The sequence below is a fragment of the Kaistella flava (ex Peng et al. 2021) genome, from assembly GCF_015191005.1.
GTDB classification, from domain to species: Bacteria; Bacteroidota; Bacteroidia; order Flavobacteriales; family Weeksellaceae; genus Kaistella; species Kaistella flava.
The window spans coordinates 3,458,709-3,479,653 of record NZ_CP040442.1 but is presented as its reverse complement, the minus strand read 5'-3'; the positions used below and the strand labels follow the sequence as shown (position 1 = coordinate 3,479,653).

Sequence of the window (20,945 nt, the reverse complement as noted above, 5' to 3'; positions counted from 1 at the left end):
TCTGTGGAGAATAAGGGAGTCGAACCCTTGACCTCCTGCGTGCAAGGCAGGCGCTCTAGCCAACTGAGCTAATTCCCCGCTAGTGTGAGACTTAGAGATTTTCAGATGGGAGATTTGAGACTTTTTACTCGTCTATCATCTCTTATCTATTGATCTCCCGTCTTATTATTAGTAGTCTCGGGCAGGCTCGAACTGCCGACCTCTACATTATCAGTGTAGCGCTCTAACCAGCTGAGCTACGAGACTCTCAATGAGTAATGGGTAATGAGTAATTAGCAATATTATTACTGAATTCCTCCCTCATACTCTATCTCCTTCCCTGATTACTAATCCTAGTGGGTATGTTTTTTATAAATATCAACCAAATAAAGAAAAACTAAAAGCTAACTCTGAGCAAGTGCTCTGATACTTGCGTATCGTGTTGTTTGTTTATACTCTCCTAACGAAGAGTCTCAAAAATGAGATGTTCCAGCCGCACCTTCCGGTACGGCTACCTTGTTACGACTTAGCCCTAGTTACTTGTTTTACCCTAGGCAGCTCCTGTTACGGTCACCGACTTCAGGTACCCCAAACTTCCATGGCTTGACGGGCGGTGTGTACAAGGCCCGGGAACGTATTCACCGCGCCATGGCTGATGCGCGATTACTAGCGATTCCAGCTTCATAGAGTCGAGTTGCAGACTCAATCCGAACTGAGACCGGCTTTCGAGATTTGCATCACATCGCTGTGTAGCTGCCCTCTGTACCGGCCATTGTATTACGTGTGTGGCCCAAGACGTAAGGGCCGTGATGATTTGACGTCATCCCCACCTTCCTCTCTACTTGCGTAGGCAGTCTCACTAGAGTCCTCAACTGAATGTTAGCAACTAGTGACAGGGGTTGCGCTCGTTGCAGGACTTAACCTAACACCTCACGGCACGAGCTGACGACAACCATGCAGCACCTTGAAAAATGTCTTGCGAAAGGTCTATTTCTAAACCGGTCATTTCCCATTTAAGTCTTGGTAAGGTTCCTCGCGTATCATCGAATTAAACCACATAATCCACCGCTTGTGCGGGCCCCCGTCAATTCCTTTGAGTTTCATTCTTGCGAACGTACTCCCCAGGTGGCTAACTTATCACTTTCGCTTGGTCTCTGAGACTTGCGCCCCAAAAACGAGTTAGCATCGTTTACGGCGTGGACTACCAGGGTATCTAATCCTGTTCGCTCCCCACGCTTTCGTCCCTCAGCGTCAGTTAAATTATGGTAACCTGCCTTCGCAATTGGTGTTCTAAGTAATATCTATGCATTTCACCGCTACACTACTTATTCCAGCTACCTCTAATTTACTCAAGACCGACAGTATCAACGGCAGTTTCATAGTTAAGCTATGAGATTTCACCACTGACTTATCGGTCCGCCTGCGGACCCTTTAAACCCAATAAATCCGGATAACGCTTGCACCCTCCGTATTACCGCGGCTGCTGGCACGGAGTTAGCCGGTGCTTATTCGTATAGTACCTTCAGCTAGATACACGTATCTAGGTTTATCCCTATACAAAAGAAGTTTACAATCCATAGGACCGTCATCCTTCACGCGGGATGGCTGGATCAGGCTTTCACCCATTGTCCAATATTCCTCACTGCTGCCTCCCGTAGGAGTCTGGTCCGTGTCTCAGTACCAGTGTGGGGGATCTCCCTCTCAGGACCCCTAAAGATCATGGACTTGGTGAGCCGTTACCTCACCAACTATCTAATCTTGCGCGTGCCCATCTCTATCCACCGGAGTTTTCAATACAGTCAGATGCCTGATCGTATATTATGGAGTATTAATCTTCCTTTCGAAAGGCTATTCCCCTGATAAAGGTAGGTTGCACACGTGTTACGCACCCGTACGCCGCTCTCTCCTGAATAAATCCAGAATACCGCTCGGCTTGCATGTGTTAGGCCTCCCGCTAGCGTTCATCCTGAGCCAGGATCAAACTCTCCATTGTATGTTTGTCTGACTCACTCAAAGTTATAATCGCTTTTAGTTTTTCCTTACTTTTTTGGTTGTTATTTGTATGTCAATGATCTATTGTTCTTTTCGCGTATATCCAGGAACTCTTTCTGTCGTTGGTCCCGAATTGCGAGTGCAAAAGTATAAAGTTTTTTCTAATTGACCAAATGTTTTTCTTGGAATTTTAAAAGTATTTTAAGTTACCATTAAATCTCCTTTTCTTATCATTCAATCTCCTCCTACTTCGCTCCCCAGCTCTCTCGATTTGGGATTGCAAAGATAAGAAGTTTTTCTTAATTTGCAAGCTTTTATTTTAATAATCATAAAAGAAATTTAATCCCTCTATTCTTACTTATATATTAACTCAACTGTTCTACTTCGCTACTCTGTTTTTTAGAGTGGTGCAAATGTAGACTGACTCAGTTGATCTCGCAACTCTTTTGTGAAGTTTTATTAATATTGAACAAAATCTCATTCCAATAACATGACTTATAGAACAATACACCCTTATAAAGTTATCCACTTTATATTTAAAGATCCCTTTTGCGATAGGGATAGTAGTGGAAATCCCACAGCAAGCGCAGGATTTAGCCAAGGCGCGAGGAATTGTAACGGATAGCCCGGTCCCCAAGCGAGGGAAAATCATGCAGCACTTTTGTAAGCCAGGCGGGAAATCGCCCAAGAAAATAAAAAAACGCACTATATAATAGTACGCTGTAATTTTTTGAAGATAAAGTAGCCGATGAGGACGCCGATAATGTCTGCAACTAAATCCAGGAACTCTAAGGAACGCCCCCAATGCATTTCTTCCTGCAGGATTTCGGTGAGTAAACCGTAGCAGATCATGATTTGAATGAAATAGTAAAACTTGATTTTTGGGAAAGCTGCAATAAAGGAGAATCCCAAAAAAGTGAAGATGCATAAATGCAAAACCTTGTCTATTCCCTCGAACATAAACGCATATTCGAAATTTTCTACGCCGGGCTTGAGCAGCATAAAAGTAAGAAATGCCCAATAAATGGGCAAAATCTTACGAAATATTTTTGTGATTTTATCCAAGAGATGCTTGGTATTCTTCTGCTGAAAGGAGTTCTGAATGATCTGCACCTTCTGCGATTTCTAATTTAATAATCCATCCGTTTCCGTAAGGATCGGTATTTAGAAGTTCCGGTTGATCTTCCAGCTCTGAGTTAAATGCTGAAACGATTCCACTTAAAGGCAAGAATAAGTCTGAAACTGTTTTCACTGCTTCTACACTTCCGAAAACATCTCCTGCAGAAAGTTCGTCGTCTACAGAGTCAACATCTACAAAAACGATATCACCTAATTCGCCTTGAGCGAAATCTGTAATTCCGATGGTTGCGGTGTTTCCTTCAATCTTAACCCACTCGTGGTCTTTGGTGTACTTTAATTCGCCTGGTAAATTCATTTTTATAATTTTATTCTTCAAAAATAATTAAAATTCTGTGATATTCAAAAGTTATTGAGGTTTTTAATAAAGACATTTATCAGATTTGCGGTTCATATTGGTGTAAGGGAACTATTTTACTATTTCAAATGACGATTATTGTCCGCATCAATCCTTTAATTTGTCTTGTTTTCTTAAATTTGTTGTTTCTAATTAATCTATTGACTTGTTGTTGCACTGGTGCGTTCTATATTAATAGATCTATACAACGTCAAAAATTCAAATAAAATGAATATCGAAAATAAATTAAAAATCTCTCAAAAAGCTTTTAATACTTGGAAATCTGTTCCTTTTAAAGAGAAACAACAACTCTTGAAAAACCTAGCAAAACTTTTAGATGAGAATGCTGAGAAATTCGGAAAGATCATTACTCAGGAAATGAACAAACCGATTACGCAATCTATTGCTGAAGTCAACAAGTGCGCTTTAATGGTTCGTTATTATGCCAACGCTAAAAATATTTTGAAACCGGAACAGATAAAAACTGAATTCAGAGTTTCGGAAATCCATTATGTACCGAAAGGAGTTATTTTGGGAGTTATGCCCTGGAACTTTCCTTTTTGGCAAGTGATTCGTTTTGCGGTTCCAGCAATTTTGGCGGGAAATACAGTTGTGGTGAAACATGCTTCGATCTGTTTCGGAAGTGGAAATGCAATTGAGAAGGTTTTCCTGGAAGCAGGATTCCCGAAAGGAATTTTCCAAAATTTAGAAATTGGTCACGATGAAGTGAAAAACGTTTTAGAAAATCCTATTGTTAGAGGAGTAAGTTTAACCGGTAGCGAAAAAGCTGGTGGCGAAGTTGCTTCGATTGCCGGAAAAAACATTAAAAAATCTTTACTCGAATTAGGTGGAAGTGATGCTTTCATCGTTTTGGAAGATGCCGATTTTGAAGCAGCAGCCGTAGCAGGTGCAAAATCAAGATTATTGAATTGTGGCCAAGCTTGTAACGCAGCGAAGAGATTCATCATTCAGAAAAATGTAGAAAAAGAATTCCTTCCGATTTTCGTTAAAGAATATCAGAAATTCGTGGCTGGTGATCCTTTGAAAAAGAAAACGAATATGGCGGGAATGGCTCGTCCGGATTTAGCAGATGAATTGGAAAACCAATATAACAAGGCGCTTAAATATGGAGCAGAAATTATTTTGCCGTTGGTAAGACTTTCTCCGAATGAATTTGTGCCCGGTTTAATTAAAGTAAAAGCTGGAAATCCGATTTTGCAGGAAGAACTTTTCGGACCACTTGGAATGGTGATGATTGCAAAAGATGACAAGCAAGCTGTGAAATTAGCCAATGATATTCCGTTTGGATTATCTGATACTGTTTGGACAAAAGATAAAAAAAGACAACAATTCTACATTGACAATTTGGAATCCGGAACAGTGAGCATTAATAAAGCGACAAGTTCTGATCCAAGATTACCGTTTGGTGGAGCAAAATCTTCAGGTTATGGAACTGAACTTTCAACCTTTGCGTTGAAAGAGTTTGTCAATATTAGATCAGTGGTTGCGAAGTAAAATTAATTTCAAACTTATATATAAGAGTCCGTTCAATTTTTTGAGCGGATTTTTTATGATTAAAAAACATTAGATTTAACTTTCTATAATCTTACTACTCTACTTAGAAACCGGACTATGAACATTTTAAAATTTATTCCAGCATTTGCAGCACTCTTTCTATTTTCCTGTTCTACCAAAACAAGATATAATACCAGTCAAGATAACCTTACATCCAGTTTAGACCAAACAGATCAGAAAATTAATGTTAAGACTAATTATAGCAAAGGTTTAAATAAAATGAAACCTTCCAAACAATCTGAAACCAATAAGTATGATTTTCTAACGTATGCGAATGAAGAAAATTTTAAATTATTACTAGAAGAAAATAAAGCTTCGTTTGTGGTATTTGGAATGGTATCCAACGATTATTCAGACTTCGAAAAGAAATACGGCGTTAAAGTGAAAACCGAAAATTGTGTTATTTCACCAGGAATTTCGAAAACAGCAACTTTAAATAATCAGATTGTCTCTAATTACTTAAATGAGAAATTTAATAATGACTGGAAAAATGATTTGGAAATTCTACCTTTCGGACTTCAAAAATAATTTACCACAAAAGTCACATAGTTTTAGGAAAAAACAATACTGAAAGTTCAAATAAGTTAAGAAAATAGAGGGTTTTTCAACTTTATATTCTCGATGTTTTCAAAATAAAAACTAAATTTATGTAAGTAATGTGTTAATATTATTTTTAAACACGCTCCTAATTAAATTTTTAAATATCTGTCGTAGATTTAGTCAATTCTACTTTCAACTGTGATTTGTACAACGTAGAATAATAGCCGCCTCTCTCAAGAAGTTCATCATGTTTTCCTTCTTCAACAATTTTCCCGTGCTCCATCACAATGATCTTATCAGCATTAACAATCGTAGAAAGTCGGTGTGCGATAATAATTGAAGTTCGGTTTTTCGTAATTTTTTCGGTAGCTCTTTGAATTAACTTTTCACTTTCGTGGTCAATAGAAGAAGTCGCTTCATCAAGAATTAAAATTTTAGGATCAGAAAGATAAGCACGTAAGAATGATAATAATTGCCTTTGTCCTAAAGAAATAGACGAACCTCTTTCCCTAACAACGTAATCATAACCACCAGGAAGACTTTCTATAAATTCATCCACTTCAATATCTTTGGCAATACTTTTTATCTTTTCTAAAGTAATAGACTCATCACCGAAAGCAAGATTTTCAAAAATACTACCGTGGAATAAAAACACATCCTGTAAAACAACGCCAATATGACTTCTCAGATTATACAGTTCATAATCTTTTAAATCAACATCATCCAATAATATTTTACCGGAATTAATATCATACAATCTTGTAATCAAACTGATAATGGTCGATTTTCCAGCACCAGTTGCACCAACAATGGCAACGGTTTCGCCAGGATTTACTTTAAAACTTATTCCTTTTAAAACTTCCTGTTTTTCATCATAAGAAAAATGAACATTTTTAAATTCAATTTTTCCTTCGAAATGAGATTTGGCAATTGTACCGTGATTCGGCATGGCAAAATCTTCATCCATCACGTCAAGAACTCTTTCTGCACCAACAATTCCTCTTTGAATATTATTAAAACGATCCGCAATTTGTCGCAACGGACGAATCAGCATCGAAATATATTGAATGAAAGCGATAACGGCTCCAGCTTTAATGGTGATAAATCCTCCATAGAAAAGAATAAATCCTATAAATAAAGACGAAATTAATTCAACCACCGGAAAGAATAAAGAGAAGATGAAAACCGTCTTCAGCAAGGCTTCTTTTAAGGTAATATTGATATCATCAAACTTTTTAAATTCCGCTTTTTGTCTGTTAAACACTTGTACGATTGACATTCCCGAAAGTCGTTCCTGAACAAATGAATTCTGATTCGAAGTCCAGGTTCTTTCGTCACCAAAAGCTTTCTTCAAACGTTTCTGGAAAAAACGCGTAATCACAACCATCAAAGGAAGAATCACCAAAGAAATATAACTCAAGTGAACATCAACCTGAAACATCATAATCAAGACGAAAACGATGCGCAGAATATCGCCGAAAACCATTAAGAAACCATCGGTATACACCGTGGCAATTGTTTCTACATCGCCAACTGCACGAGTAACCAATTGTCCAATCGCAGTTTTATCAAAGAAAGAAGTTCGGAAATAAATAAGTTTATGATATAATCTTTCGCGAATATCACGAATCACATTTTGCGAAATAAAGTTGGAGAAATAAACAAGGAAAAAATTCAAAATCGTTTCACCGAAAACCAACGCGACCAAAACATAAATATGCTTCATCATCAACCCTTTATCCCGAAGCTGAATAATGTCTGTATCTACAATCTGCATCGTCAAATACGGTCGATAAGTAGAAATGATCGACAAAACGATGGAAATAATTAGCGTAACAATAAACCATGACCGAAATTTCATTCCGATTACAAATAGCCGTTTAATGATGTCCCAGGTTGATTGTTTCTTCATACTGTATTTAAAAATCCTCTGCAAAAATACGGAATTTTGCAGTGATGAAAGGAATGTAGAGATTGAGTTTTGATATTGTACCGATTGACGGTTAAAAATTATAACCGACATCTACTAAAAATAAACCTTGTGCAGGAGCCGAAGTTCCGGCGGAATTTCGGTTTTTGTCTTCGATAATTTTTCGCAAATCTTGAGGTTTTATTTTTCCATTTCCTATTTCAACCATTGTCCCGACAATCGCCCGAACCATATTTCGCAAAAAGCGATCTGCAGAAATGGTGAATTTTATTTCATAACCGTTCTGTTCCCAAAACGCTTTATAAATCTTGCAGTTATTGGTTTTATTATCGGTATGTAATTTAGAAAAACTGGTAAAATCTTCGTATTCAAAAAGGATTTCACACGCCTCATTCATCCGGTTAATATCCAAATCCCGTTTCCAGATTTGCCAGGACGAATCTTGCGTAAACGGATTTTTTTCCAAAGTAATATAATACTCGTAAGTCCGAAAAGTCGCATCAAACCGAGCATGAAAATCATCTTTAACCGGGAAAATTCTTTTAATGGAAATATCTGCCGGCAAAAAACTATTCAATTGATAGGTTAGATTATCACCGATGTTTTTTTCCGTATCGAAATGCGCAAATATTTTCTTCGCATGTACGCCCGTATCGGTTCTCCCCGCTCCTGTCGTTTTAATTTTTTCGCGTAGAATCGTAGACAAAGCATTTTCCAAAACTTCCTGTACAGAAATCTGGTCAGGCTGAACCTGATAGCCAAAATAATTTTTCCCCAAATACGAAAACTCTATACAATACCTCATCGGCTACAAATTTACGGATTTTTTAGGAGCAACAAATATTCGATTCTTAACAAATTCAGTCCCGCTTTCACTACTCGCTTCCCGATCAAATGCATCGGGAGAGCTCAAACAGGCCGTTCAATCGGGGCTAAAAGAAAGAGCTGTTTTTCTTTCACTATTTTCATTACCCTTTTTAATAACCGAAGAACCTAATTTGAAAATTGATATTCTCGCAGATTTTGCAGATTAAGCAGATCAATACTTTAAGTTTAGTGGACAAAAAAATCTGCATCATCTGCAAAATCTGCGAGAGATTAAACATAACTCATATATAACTTCAACATAAAAAAATTACCATTAAGATTTAATGAAGGAATTAAGAGAATTAAGATTTCCTACAAATTACAAAGAGCTGAAACTAATGTGAGCTTTTTTGCAGAAAGAATTAACTAAAACTTATGTGACTCATGTGTAAAAAAACATCATATAAATTACGTCGAACAAAATCTTGTCACTTTATCTCTTTTATTTATCCTTTTTAAAAAAATCAGTGAATCTTCAATTTGTGGTTAAAAATAAAAGTAAGAAATTTACATCATGAAAATACTCCTCCTTTCCGATTCCCATTCTTATATCGACGACCGAATTTTAGACTACGCAAAAAACGCAGATGAAATTTGGCATTGCGGAGATTTCGGGAATTTAGAAGTCATCGAGAAATTAGAAAAAATAAAACCTTTGCGCGGCGTTTACGGAAACATCGACGGAACAGAAATCAGAAAAATATTTCCTGAGGTTTTACGATTTAAATGTGAAGATGTAGAAGTTCTCATGATTCATATCGGCGGATACCCCGGAAAATATACGCCATTAGCAAAAAAAGAAATCGAAGAAAAAGCTCCGAAGCTTTTCATTTCCGGACATTCGCATATTCTGAAAGCAATGTACGATCAAAAAAATAAATTACTACATCTGAATCCTGGTGCCATGGGAAAAGTGGGTTGGCATCAAATGCGGACGATGATGCGTTTTGAAATTAATGGAGATCAAATTGAAAACCTGGAAGTGATTGAATTGGGAAAGAAATAGGATCATTAATTTTCTATTTTCGTCTATATCAGCTGCTTCGACAAGCTCAGCATGACATTTCCAACATTACGTCTTTTCACCATTGTCAGATTAAGCATTTCGAAACCTTCAATTTTTTAAATTATAATTACGTCATTTTTGATTTGTGCAAAATAAAAAAACTATGGATAAATACCGCAATACACCCATCTTCAAAAAGTCTCAGGAAATCTTTGACACTTTACGAACAATTACCGATCTAATTCCTGAGGAAAACGAACATTTGGAATTTACAAAACAGCATATTTTAGAAAACATCTACACGATCCAAGCTAAACTTGCTGGTGCTTATTCCGTAAGAATCTGGGATTTGAAAATGGAAAATGCTGCGATTATTAGAAAATGTGCAAGAGAATTAATGGTTCTTCAACATTCACTGAAAATGTTTGGTTTTGAAGAAGCAGATTATTATCAAATTGTTAGAAGGCAGCTTGAAGAGTTTCGTTTACTATTCAGAGATTGGGTCGCAACATTCAATCCGAAACATTTTATTGTTGATGAATGGGGACTTTTTAATCCACCCGGAATTCCACAAGATTATAAACAGAGAGATGATGAGTTAAATTTTCTGGATGAAGATGAAGATGATGAATTCTAAAATCTACTAAGTTATTTCTTTTGCAAACCTTCATAAATACTATGAATCAATCCATCAGCAACAGAAATTTTTGGAACGTAGATTTTATCAATATCACTCCAGGACATTACATTATTGAAAATTTGTAAAGCTGGTACCAAAACATCGGCGCGGTCTTCTCGAAGATTGAATTTGCTCATTCGTTCGGTAACCGTCAATCCACACATTTCTTTATAATATTTTTTAAGATAAGCGCTGGACATCGGTTTGCCATCTTTTGTTTTACTCATCGAAAAAATCTTATTGATATTTCCGCCAGATCCAATGGCAACAATAGGTTTTTTACTGTTGATGTTTTTACGGATTTCTTCTTTCATTTCCTTCCATAAATCATCAACTACCAAACCATTTAACAAACGGATGGTACCGATATTAATAGATTTCTCGTACGCCATCTTTCCGTTTTCATAAAACATAAGCTCGGTCGAACCACCGCCAACATCTATATAAAGATAGGCTGAGTTTTTATCAAGTGCATCGGCCACATGATTTTCGAAAACCAAAGCAGCTTCCTGATCACCCGTAATAATTTCGATATCAATTCCAGAAGATTTCTTGACTTGCTTGATGATTTCCTTTCCGTTTTTCGCATCTCGCATGGCACTGGTTGCACAAGCTCTGAAATGCTGAACTTTGTAGATCTTCATCAAATTACCGAAAACACTCATCGAGTCGATGACCATTTGCTCTCTTTCTGGTCCAATCTCACCGTTCGTAAAAACATCCATTCCCAATCGCAGCGGAATTCTGAGCAGGTTGAGTTTAGTGAACTGCGGTTTTCCCTTTTTGGGCTCCGTCACTTCATTAATTAACAGTCGTGCTGCATTACTTCCTATATCTATAGCTGCTATTCTCATTGGATGATAAAAATTAATTTTAGAAAATTGTTCTTTACGTCAACAGAAAATCATGCCATCAATATTGATATTGATTTCAGTTATTAAAATGGCTTCTCATGAGAATTAAAGATAAGAAGCGTCGAAAGAAAACGGCAGTAATTCGCGGATTGATTTCGTTTTGTAAATTTCACCACCTAAAGAAGCAAAATAAATTTCTATTCCTTCCTTCTGCTTCGACTCATATTCTAAAATAGATTGTCTGCAAGCGCCACAAGGCGGAATTGGAACTGAAGTAGTTGCTTTTCTTGGTGCACCAATTACAAACAGTTTTTTAATTTTTACATCCGGGAAATTAGCTCCGGTATAAAAAATCGTTGTTCTTTCTGCGCATAATCCTGAGGGATATGCTGCATTTTCCTGATTGCTACCGGTTACGATTTCACCGTTCTCCAGTAAAATCGCACAACCTACTGTAAAATCAGAATAAGGTGCGTACGCTATTTCACGAATTTGCATTGCTTTATCAAAAAGCGTTTTCTCCATCGCATCGAGGTGGTCGTAACTTTCGATGGCTTCGAAATGAATTGTATGTTCTTTTTCCATTTTTAAAAATCGGAGAGTAAAGGTAATGTTTTTTTTTTGACCGCTCGCATTTATGCACAAACACTCATTATTTCTTTTTCAAAAAAAAATCCGAAAATAGATATTTGAAGTTTAAATCAAAGCAGTTTTAATTTTGTAGAAATCTCTTGTTTTTCAGTAGAAATAAATTTGGTTTAAAAATTGTTTTAAAAAAAACCTCCTTCAATAATAACATTTTCAACTTGTTATCCATATTGAATTAAATCCTCCAAAGTTTAAGATGAATATTAAACTTTGTTTCAGAAGATCTTAACCGTATTATTTAATCATTAAAAATCTAACAATGGACACCAAAAAAAGCAAATCATCAGAAAAGAAAACTGTTGCTAAAAATCTAAAAGAGTTTTTTATCGACGGATTAAAGGACATTTATTGGGCAGAAAATGCTCTGGTAAAAACGTTGCCCAAAATGTTTGATCACGCAACAGACCAAAAACTGAAAACTGCCATCAAAGACCATCTGGCTCAAACCAAAGAACATGTCGTACGACTAGAAAATGTTTTCAAATCGATGGGCTTAAAAGCAGAAGGCAAAAAATGTCTTGCTATGGACGGAATCATTAAAGAAGGTGATGAAATTATTGAAGAAACAGCAGAAGGTCCAGTTCGTGATGCAGGAATTATCGCCAGCGCACAGAAAGTAGAACATTACGAAATCGCCACTTATGGAACTTTGGCTGCATTTGCAAAAACTTTAAATGAAAGAGAAGCACTTGATTTACTTTTGAAAACTTTGGGCGAAGAAAAAAAATCTGATTGTTTACTGAGTACCATCGCCGACACTAATTTAAATTCTCAAGCAGTTGACGGCAAACTTCAGTCGAAAGATTTAAATGCCGTTTAGAAAACTAATAACCAAAGAAAAAATATTATGAAAATAAATGAAATCGAACCGTTTGAAAACGGGGCAAATCCAAAACAAGAACAACTTGGGAAATTTACGACCGACAATCAAGGTGAATTCCTGACTACCGACCAAGGCTTAAAAATTAATGACGATCAAAATTCTTTAAAAGCCGGTGAGCGTGGCGCGACTTTGCTTGAAGATTTTATCCTTAGAGAAAAAATTACCCATTTCGATCATGAGCGAATCCCGGAAAGAATCGTTCATGCAAGAGGTTCTGGAGCGCATGGACAATTTGAATTGTATAAATCCATGGCAAAATATACCAAAGCAAAATTTCTAAATGACACTTCTATCAAAACTCCGGTTTTCGTTCGTTTTTCTACCGTAGCAGGATTCAGAGGTTCTACTGACGTTCCTAGAGATGTCAGAGGATTTGCCGTGAAATTTTATACGCAGGAAGGAAATTATGATCTTGTTGGAAATAATATGCCCGTATTTTTCATTCAGGATGCGACCAAGTTTCCAGATTTGGTTCACGCTGTTAAACCAGAACCGCACAATGAAATTCCACAGGCTGCTTCGGCACACGATACCTTTTGGGATTTTGTTTCTTTGATGCCGGAAACGATGCACAATGTGATGTGGTTGATGAGTGACCGTGCAATACCAAGAAGTTTAAGAATGATGGAAGGTTTCGGAATTCATACGTTCCGTTTTATTAATGAAGAAGGTAAATCTCATTTTGTTAAATTCCACTGGAAACCAAAACAGGGAGTTTTAGGTTTAGCCTGGGACGAAGCCCAAAGAATTGCTGGAAAAGATACCGACTTCCACCGTCGAGATCTGTGGGAAGCCATTGATGAAGGTCATTTTCCTGAATGGGAATTAGGAGTGCAGATTGTAGCTCAAGAAGATGAACATAAATATCCATTTGATTTACTCGATCCGACGAAATTGATACCGGAGGAAATGGTTCCTGTAGAAATTATCGGAAAGATGACTTTAAATAGAAATCCAGATAACTTCTTTGCAGAAACAGAACAGGTTGCTTTCCACCCGGGACATTTAGTTCCAGGAATTGACTTTACAAATGATCCTTTATTACAGGGAAGATTATTTTCATATACTGACACTCAGATTTCCAGATTGGGCGGACCTAATTTTCATGAAATCCCCATTAATAAATCAATTCCTGAAGTAACCAACAATCAGCGTGACGGAATGCATCGAATGCAGATTAATAAAGGCAAAGTAGCTTATAATCCAAATTCAATGGGCGGCGGCTGTCCTTTCCAGGCCATGATTTCGGAAGGTGGATTTACTTCTTTTGAAGAAAGAATCGATTCTAAAAAAATCAGAATGAGAAGCAAAAGCTTCTTTGATCATTTCAGTCAGCCAGATTTATTTTATCAAAGCATGTCGGAAGACGAGCAAAGACATATCCAAAATGCGTTTGCTTTTGAATTAGGAAAAGTGAAAATCGTTCCTATCCGTCAGCGAATGGTAAATATGCTTTTGGAAATTAACGAAGGTTTGGCAAAAATCGTAGCTGATAAATTAGGTTTGATTCCCGCAAGATTACCGCAGCCGATTACAGGAAGTATTCCAGCAGATGGAGATCTGGAACATTACCATTCCTTTAAAAACAAGTTACCTATCAAAGATGCACCGTCTTTAAGTATGGCAAATAAATTACCGACGGATATTAAAGCCAGAAGAATTGCCATCTTAACAGCGGATGGTGTCAACGATGAAGCCTTTACAAAAATTAAAAAAGAATTGTGCGATATGGGTGCGATGGTTGCAGTGATTGCGCCAAAACACGGATTTGTAACTACAAAATCTGGAGATCAATATCCAATCGATGAGAGTTTGCTTACCGCAGCTTCTGTCGTTTTTGATGCAGTATATGTTGCAGGCGGCGCGAGTGTTAAAACACTTTCTGAAAACCCTGAGGCTTTACATTTTGTCGCAGAATCATTTAAACATTGCAAACCTGTTGGAGCTGATTCAGACGCAGTAGATTTCTTGAAGAAAGCCATTCCTGAAATTAAGCTTCCAGCAAAAGGAGTTTCAGCAAAAGGCAATTTACAGGATTTCGTAAAAGATATCGAGCAGCATCGATTCTGGCAACGAGAAGTAAATCCCGTTGTGCCGGCTTAGTTTACAACTGAATAATAGAGGCTCCTTAATTGGGGCCTTTATTTTTACTATTATTAAAAATACATTCAAATTTTATAACGAGCTGTTATTATAAAAATTTTCGACGAACTACAATTTGACCTTAATAACTCAACTAAAATAGAAAATTCTATAATTAAAAGGAATTATTTTTAATGAATGCCATTTAGGAATATACCGTGAAATCACTCGTTCTATTATGAATCTTATATTGTAGTTTTACTACGATAATTTATTATTATTTATGCCGTTTTAGTAAAAAAAGTAGAACTCATGAAAAATGAAGATAAACCGATTCATTCTTTATCAAAAGATGACCTGGCACATTCCCGAGCTGTGCTGGAGGATTTCTTCATTGACTCTTTGAAAGAAATGTATTATGCCGAAAAAGAAATAGCCAACGAATTTGATCTTATAAAGGATCACATTATCTCCTCAAAATTAAAAGAAATCCTTAAAACGCATTTTGCCATTCATTTAAAACATAAAGAGCGCCTTGAAAAAATATTTAAGTTGCGCAATGAAGTAATCGAAAGTAAGGAATGTCCAACTTTTAATGCTTTAATTTGCGAAGCAAAGAATCACTTGGCCGTTTTCTCAACTGATATCGACAATTGGAAATAGCACTTATTCTTGTTTCTCAGAAACTGACTCATTATAAAATAGCTTCTTATGGCGGCCTGGCTCATTTAGCCATTAAGTTAGACTATTATAAAGCCGCAACATTATTAGCAATCAGTGTTCAGGAGGAAGAAGAATTTATTGCCAACAATTTAGCTGGCATTATCGACGCTTTTCTATCTTCACATGTAGAAGGCTACAAAAATTAAATCATTCATTTTTTTATTTAAACTTTATTAAAGAGATTTTCGTTTTGAAAATCTCATTTCTTTTTATTGATAGAATAAATAACTCGTTCGAAATTCTCAACTTCTCTTTTCGTAAATTTGAAAACTTAATTAAAAAAATATTTATGATTTTATATTCTCCACTAAAACTTAGAAATCTCGAATTGAAGAACCGCTGGGTGATGTCGCCGATGTGTATGTATTCTTGTGAAAATGGTGTTGCTACAGATTTTCATTTTGTTCATTACGGAAGTCGCGCTCAAGGTGGAACTGGTTTACTCATTGTTGAAGCGACCGGAGTTGTACCTGAAGGTAGAATTACCCATAAATGCATGGGACTTTGGAATGATGAACAAGCACAAAGTCTAAAAAGAATCGTCGATTTTGTTCACCAAAATTCTGAAAGTAAGATTGGAATTCAATTAGGTCACGCCGGAAGAAAAGCTTCGACCTGGAATGGCAAACAGCTGTCTTTGGAAGAAGGTTGGGAAACTGTTGCGCCATCAAAGATTCCTTATCATGAAGACGAAAGAATTCCACATGAATTAACGATTCCTGAAATAAAAAAATTGGTGCAAGATTTTAAAGATGCTACTCAAAGATCACTTAATGCAGGTTTTGATTTGATAGAAATTCACGCTGCTCATGGATATTTAATTAACCAATTTATGTCACCTTTATCAAATGTAAGAACTGACGAATATGGTGGAAGCTTTGAAAATAGAATTCGGTTTTTAATTGAAATTGTAGATGGAGTTAATGAACTACTCGACGAGAATCACCCGCTTTTTGTGAGAATCTCCGGAACAGAATATACCGAAGACGGTTGGGGTATTGAAGAAAGCGTACAACTTGCAAAAATATTGAAAGATAAAAATGTAGATTTAATGGACGTTTCAAGTGGTGGAAATATTCACGGTGCAACAATAACTTTGTTCGATGGTTATCAAGTTCCGCTAGCTGCACAGGTGAAAAAAGAATCGGGAATGAAAACCGGTGCTGTTGGATTAATTAAATCTGCAGAACAAGCCGAAGAAATTTTAGAAAAAGGAGATGCCGATTTAATTATAGTCGCTCGGGAAATTTTGCGAAATCCTTATTTAGCAATCCAAGGTTCTTTCGAAGGAAAAGGAGAATGTGATTTCCCGCATCAATATGATAGAGCGAGAATTTAATTCTCTCAATATTTTTCACGCAAAGACGCAAAGAAAAACGCAAAGACCGCAATATTTAATCATTGCGGTCTTTTTATTTAAATTTATCTGCTAATTTCTTTAGCTAAACAGCAGCAGTAAAATCTTTGCGAGCTTTGCGTGAAATTTCTTTGCGTCTTTGCGTGAGTTACTTTGCGCCTTTGCGTGAAACCTCTAAGAATATTCAAAGTTTCTAATCACTTCCACAGTTTTATCGATTTCTTTTTCTTTAATCGCATCAGAAATAAACCAGGTTTCGTAACCACTCGGTGGTAAATAAATTCCTTTCGCCAATAACTGATGGAAGAAATTATTAAACAAAGCATGATTTGCATCGGCTGCTTCGTCAAAGTTAGAAACTGCATTAACATGGAAAAAGACGCTCATCATCGAACCTTTTCGGTTGATTCGGTGTTCGATACTTTTCGAATTTAATATTTTTCCGATTTCAAAATCTAATGTTTCTGCTGTTTTATTAATATTTTGATAAAAGTTTTCATCGTTTTTAATGAGTTGTAAAGTCGTTAAACCAGCTCTCATCGCCAAAGGATTTCCACTCAAAGTTCCGGCTTGATAAACGGCACCTTTTGGAGCAAGACAATCCATGATTTCATTTCGTCCGGCAAAAGCACCAACCGGAAGTCCACCACCGATTACTTTTCCGAAAGTGACTAAATCTGCTTTCACTCCATACAATTCCTGCGCTCCACCAAACGCCAAACGGAATCCGGTCATCACTTCATCAAAAATTAAAAGCGCTCCGTTTTCGTCACAAAGCGTTCTTAGTTTTTGCAGGAAATTATTTTCAGGCAAAACGCAACCCATATTTCCGGCAACTGGTTCGATGATGATTGCGGCAATTTCGCCTTGATTCAAACGAAATAAATCTTCCACTTGTTCAATATTATTATATCTTGCAGTCAAAGTATCTTGCGCAGTTCCGGGAGTTACACCTGGAGAACTTGGATTTCCGAACGTTGCCATTCCGCTTCCTGCTTTAATTAAAAAGGAATCAGAATGTCCGTGGTAACAACCTTCGAACTTGATGAATTTATTTCTGTTGGTAAAACCTCTCGCCAAACGAATAGCACTCATGCACGCTTCCGTACCTGAAGAAACCATTCTGATCTGATCAATATTCGGAACATTTTCTACAATGTATTTTGCAATTTCAGTTTCCAGTTCTGTGGGAGTTCCGTAAGAAAAACCTTTTTCTGCTTGTTTTTTAATCGCCTCTAAAACTTCTGGATGCGTATGTCCAAGAATGGCCGGTCCCCAGGAATTAATATAATCGATATATTGATTATCGTCGGCATCGGTCATGTAAGCGCCTTTCGCTGCTTTCATAAATAGAGGAACGCCGCCTACAGATTTAAAGGCACGAACGGGAGAATTTACGCCGCCCGGAATATATTTGTACGCTTCATCGAATAAAGCAGAACTTCTTTGGTATAACATAATATGTTGTTGGATGATGGATGTTGGATGATGGATGTGTCGAAAAGTATCTACAAAACATCAGTTCAAAATCTCAGATTATTTTTTAGGTTTTTTGCTTTGAAGGTAGATTAATTGTCCGGTTGTTGGTTGTTGACCGTAATCCATTCTATTTTTAGAATAGAGTTTCTTCAGTTTGATTCCGAATTTCTGAGCGATATCGTGCATCGACTCTCCTACCTGGGTTTTATAAGTCGGTACATTTCCGGTGGAAGATTTATTTTCCAGGAAAAGAATATCGTTTCTTTTTAACTGAGTTCCGTCGAGTTCATTCCATTTCATCAAAGTGGTTTCTGTGATTTGGAATTTCTTAGAAATTGCCGCTAAATCTACATCGTCTGGAACAATCACGAATTTCTTACCCCCATTTGGATGGCTTTTAATTAAAATAGAATTCAGTGTTTCTGCTTTAGTAACAATTTTTTCTACATTCTTCTGCTGTTTTGCATAAGAGTTTTGTTCGTAAGGAACTTTCACTGTTACCGGTTTTGAACTTGACTGACTCTGATCTAACTGCGCCATAAAAATACGGTCGTGCTTTAAATCAGGATACATTTTCAAAACGGCATAAAGCACTTCTTTAGAATTGGTTTTGTCGAATTCGTAGAGTCTATTCTTTTCAATTTTATCTATTAAGATATAAGCGTATTTTGGATTAGTCGCATAACCAGCTTTTTTCAGACCGTGAGCCCACGCTTTATAATCGGTCATATCTAGTTTGAAAAGATTCACGTAATATTTTCTAAAAGCCAGGAATTTGGAATGATCTTCATAAGATTCTCTCGGATCATCATAAACCCGGAAACATTCGTTCGGCGCATCATCAGTGTGCGTCATGGTTCTACCAGTCCAGTCTTCTTTACATTTAATTCCGAAATGATTATTTCCCTGTTGAGCCAAGCGACTTTGTCCGCCACCGGTTTCCAGAAGTCCCTGTGCTAAGGTAATTGAAGCTGGAATTTTATATTTCTCCATTTCTTCGACGGCGTACATTGCAAACTTCTGAATGTATTGCTCGTCTGTTTTCCAACCTTGGGCGTTGAATTTTGCAAATAATATTAATGCAAGAGCAAAAAATACTTTCTTCATATATTATATTTAATGACTTTTAAAACCAGTAGTTTTTTCGATCATATTTTTTTTGATAAACAGTGATATTTTATTTTTTAATCTCATCTAACGGACGAAACAAAAATATTCCAACATACTGCTTTTTTAAGGCACAGAGGATTTTATCTTAAGATAAAATTCTTCTGTCTCTCGCAGATTTAATGCATTTATTGATCTGCTTAATCTGTAAAATCTGCGAGAGAATAATCTTTCAATTTCCACAATCATCACCTTTATACTTTGTGACTTTACTTCATTTATTCTTTTTTAAGGAATCCGTGAATCTTCGATTTGTGGTTTATAACTAATTTTGTCTAGCAATGATTCCATAGATTCATCAACCTGCAACATCTTGCCAATCCACAAAAGAATTTCTTGATGATCTTTAAGCTTCCACATTTGTCAACTTAAGCTTTGTGACTTTGTGGTTTAAAACCTTATCAATTCTCTATTCTGTTTTTTCAATAGTTCGTTAGCTCCGAATATTCCCTGCAATCCACCCGTATGAAAAGCCAGAATTTTACTTCCTTTCGGAAAATAATCTTCTTCAATCATTTCGAATATCTTCTTCATCATCTTTCCGGTATAAATCGGGTCGAGTTGAATTCCGAAGTTTTTCTTAAAGTCATTGATAAAACGAATATTTTCATCGGTTATTTTACCGTACTTTCCATCGTGTGCTTCGATTAGTTCAAAGTTGTTTTTGGTTGAAAGTTCAAACACCTTATTATATAAGGAGTGATCATCAACCACCTTAAAACCTAAAACCTTTTGATTCTCCTCTGCAAACTTGGAAATCCCAGCGATTGTGCCGCCTGTTCCAACTGCGGTGCAAAGATAATCAAATCTTTTTGTTTCAGAATTGAGCATAAACTGAATCCCTTCCACGGCGTGTTCGTTGGTTCCGCCTTCTGGAATGAATAGAGCATCGGGAACTTCTTTTTGTAGGATTTGGGTTATAGCATCTTTGTCTCTGTACTCTTCCCGTGTCACAAATAGAAAGTCCATTCCGTTTTGGTACGCGAGCTTTAAGGTTGGATTTTCCTGCCATTTATCTTGAAGTTCCTCACCACGAATAATTCCTAAAGTTTTCAATTGATATTCTTTTCCCAAAGCAGCCACGGCGGCAATATGATTAGAGAAGGCTCCACCGAAAGTAATGATGAAAGGGTTTTGGGAATTTTGATCTAAATAGGAATTGATATTATAAAAGAGTTTCCAGTATTTGTTCCCTGAAATTTGAGCATGAATGAGATCTTCTCTTTTCAGAAAAAGTTGTATGTTTTTCTGAAGAGGGATTTGGGTGATGGGAATTGGAATGGTGGGGGTTTTCATTGAAACAAAGTTGCATAATTTTCACGCAAAGTTCGCAAAGTTTTTCTTTATAAATATGATGTTTTGCGCACGTTTTTAAGTTCGCAAAGGCTTTTGACTTCGTCGAATCTTTGATTTAACTTAGCAAAGTAAGAAAACACTAAAAAAGCATTGGAGAAAATTAGAAAATTTAAGTTGCTCTGCTCTATTTCTATTATGGATGATGCAGTCGTTGAAAAAGCGCTTCATTCTGATTTGATGCGATGCAATATTTCAGTGCCCTTGCTTCACATTGTGATTTGATTGTTACGAGAAATGAAAAAGATTTTAAAAACGCGATGATTCCTGTGATGAATGGGGAAAGTTATTTGCAGACGCTGAAGAAACTATAAAATGAATCCGTTCCATAAAGTTTCCAGACTTTGAGGTAATTAA

General features: G+C 36.6%; 18 protein-coding genes, 2 tRNA genes and 1 rRNA gene. 9 read left to right on the top strand and 12 right to left on the bottom strand.

The genetic code is table 11. The features are described from left to right. Nucleotides 1-4 precede the first annotated feature (4 nt). From Q73A0000_RS15720 to gcvH, 5 genes are all read right to left on the bottom strand, one after another. Nucleotides 5-78 (bottom strand) — tRNA-Ala (locus Q73A0000_RS15720). Nucleotides 79-172: 94 nt separating this feature from the next. Continuing rightward, nucleotides 173-246: transfer RNA gene (locus tag Q73A0000_RS15715), tRNA-Ile, on the bottom strand. A gap of 210 nt (nucleotides 247-456) precedes the next feature. Beyond that, a 16S ribosomal RNA gene (locus Q73A0000_RS15710) occupies nucleotides 457-1,972 on the bottom strand. Nucleotides 1,973-2,676: 704 nt separating this feature from the next. After that, a complete protein-coding gene (locus tag Q73A0000_RS15705) occupies nucleotides 2,677-2,931 on the bottom strand; it encodes a VanZ family protein (protein ID WP_410504117.1) in 255 nt (84 codons plus the stop codon). 97 nt (nucleotides 2,932-3,028) lie between these two features. Next, a complete protein-coding gene (gene gcvH / locus Q73A0000_RS15700; RefSeq protein WP_193811860.1) occupies nucleotides 3,029-3,406 on the bottom strand; it encodes a glycine cleavage system protein GcvH in 378 nt (125 codons plus the stop codon). Between the two features lie 267 nt (nucleotides 3,407-3,673). Here gcvH and Q73A0000_RS15695 point away from each other — a divergent pair, with 267 nt between their 5' ends. Continuing rightward, nucleotides 3,674-4,960, top strand: a complete 1,287-nt coding sequence (locus Q73A0000_RS15695) for an aldehyde dehydrogenase family protein (RefSeq protein WP_193811859.1) — start codon at nucleotides 3,674-3,676, stop codon at nucleotides 4,958-4,960. A 117-nt stretch (nucleotides 4,961-5,077) separates the two neighbouring features. Then, nucleotides 5,078-5,548, top strand: a complete 471-nt coding sequence (locus Q73A0000_RS15690) for a hypothetical protein (RefSeq protein ID WP_193811858.1) — start codon at nucleotides 5,078-5,080, stop codon at nucleotides 5,546-5,548. A 169-nt stretch (nucleotides 5,549-5,717) separates the two neighbouring features. Here Q73A0000_RS15690 and Q73A0000_RS15685 read toward each other — a convergent pair whose 3' ends face one another. Then, nucleotides 5,718-7,472, bottom strand: a complete 1,755-nt coding sequence (locus Q73A0000_RS15685) for an ABC transporter ATP-binding protein (RefSeq protein WP_193811857.1) — start codon at nucleotides 7,470-7,472, stop codon at nucleotides 5,718-5,720. A gap of 91 nt (nucleotides 7,473-7,563) precedes the next feature. Continuing rightward, complete coding sequence (gene truA / locus Q73A0000_RS15680; RefSeq protein WP_193811856.1) at nucleotides 7,564-8,295, bottom strand: tRNA pseudouridine(38-40) synthase TruA; 732 nt, start codon at nucleotides 8,293-8,295, stop codon at nucleotides 7,564-7,566. A gap of 573 nt (nucleotides 8,296-8,868) precedes the next feature. Here truA and Q73A0000_RS15675 point away from each other — a divergent pair. Next, nucleotides 8,869-9,363, top strand: a complete 495-nt coding sequence (locus Q73A0000_RS15675; protein WP_193813748.1) for a metallophosphoesterase family protein — start codon at nucleotides 8,869-8,871, stop codon at nucleotides 9,361-9,363. A gap of 163 nt (nucleotides 9,364-9,526) precedes the next feature. Then, the gene (locus Q73A0000_RS15670; RefSeq protein ID WP_193811855.1) at nucleotides 9,527-10,000 is read left to right on the top strand and encodes a hypothetical protein; all 474 of its coding nucleotides are present in this window, start codon (nucleotides 9,527-9,529) and stop codon (nucleotides 9,998-10,000) included. An 11-nt stretch (nucleotides 10,001-10,011) separates the two neighbouring features. Here the strand turns inward: Q73A0000_RS15670 and Q73A0000_RS15665 are convergent, their stop codons facing one another. Then, nucleotides 10,012-10,896: an exopolyphosphatase gene (locus Q73A0000_RS15665; protein WP_193811854.1), complete on the bottom strand. Its 885-nt coding sequence runs from the start codon at nucleotides 10,894-10,896 to the stop codon at nucleotides 10,012-10,014. 105 nt (nucleotides 10,897-11,001) lie between these two features. Continuing rightward, on the bottom strand, nucleotides 11,002-11,481 hold the full coding sequence (locus Q73A0000_RS15660) for a cytidine deaminase (protein ID WP_193811853.1): 480 nt from the start codon (nucleotides 11,479-11,481) through the stop codon (nucleotides 11,002-11,004). 322 nt (nucleotides 11,482-11,803) lie between these two features. Here Q73A0000_RS15660 and Q73A0000_RS15655 point away from each other — a divergent pair, with 322 nt between their 5' ends. From Q73A0000_RS15655 to namA, 5 genes are all read left to right on the top strand, one after another. Then, nucleotides 11,804-12,364 carry a ferritin-like domain-containing protein gene (locus tag Q73A0000_RS15655; protein WP_193811852.1) on the top strand — a complete coding sequence of 187 codons (561 nt, stop codon included), beginning with the start codon at nucleotides 11,804-11,806 and terminating at the stop codon, nucleotides 12,362-12,364. A 27-nt stretch (nucleotides 12,365-12,391) separates the two neighbouring features. Beyond that, nucleotides 12,392-14,530 carry a catalase gene (locus Q73A0000_RS15650; RefSeq protein ID WP_193811851.1) on the top strand — a complete coding sequence of 713 codons (2,139 nt, stop codon included), beginning with the start codon at nucleotides 12,392-12,394 and terminating at the stop codon, nucleotides 14,528-14,530. Between the two features lie 291 nt (nucleotides 14,531-14,821). Then, nucleotides 14,822-15,172 (top strand): DUF892 family protein, encoded by a 351-nt coding sequence (locus Q73A0000_RS17115; protein ID WP_193811850.1) that lies wholly within the window; start codon nucleotides 14,822-14,824, stop codon nucleotides 15,170-15,172. Further along, nucleotides 15,163-15,378, top strand: coding sequence for a DUF892 family protein (locus Q73A0000_RS17110; protein ID WP_193811849.1), 216 nt, complete (start codon nucleotides 15,163-15,165; stop codon nucleotides 15,376-15,378). The genes Q73A0000_RS17115 and Q73A0000_RS17110 overlap by 10 nt, the downstream gene beginning before the upstream one ends. A gap of 146 nt (nucleotides 15,379-15,524) precedes the next feature. Continuing rightward, nucleotides 15,525-16,571: an NADPH dehydrogenase NamA gene (gene namA, locus Q73A0000_RS15635; RefSeq protein WP_193813747.1), complete on the top strand. Its 1,047-nt coding sequence runs from the start codon at nucleotides 15,525-15,527 to the stop codon at nucleotides 16,569-16,571. A gap of 192 nt (nucleotides 16,572-16,763) precedes the next feature. Here namA and hemL read toward each other — a convergent pair whose 3' ends face one another. From hemL to Q73A0000_RS15620, 3 genes are all read right to left on the bottom strand, one after another. Beyond that, a complete protein-coding gene (gene hemL / locus Q73A0000_RS15630) occupies nucleotides 16,764-18,047 on the bottom strand; it encodes a glutamate-1-semialdehyde 2,1-aminomutase (RefSeq protein WP_193811848.1) in 1,284 nt (427 codons plus the stop codon). Between the two features lie 78 nt (nucleotides 18,048-18,125). Further along, complete coding sequence (locus Q73A0000_RS15625) at nucleotides 18,126-19,175, bottom strand: glucosaminidase domain-containing protein (protein WP_193811847.1); 1,050 nt, start codon at nucleotides 19,173-19,175, stop codon at nucleotides 18,126-18,128. A gap of 450 nt (nucleotides 19,176-19,625) precedes the next feature. Further along, nucleotides 19,626-20,531 (bottom strand): 1-aminocyclopropane-1-carboxylate deaminase/D-cysteine desulfhydrase, encoded by a 906-nt coding sequence (locus Q73A0000_RS15620; protein WP_193811846.1) that lies wholly within the window; start codon nucleotides 20,529-20,531, stop codon nucleotides 19,626-19,628. Nucleotides 20,532-20,945: the final 414 nt, after the last annotated feature.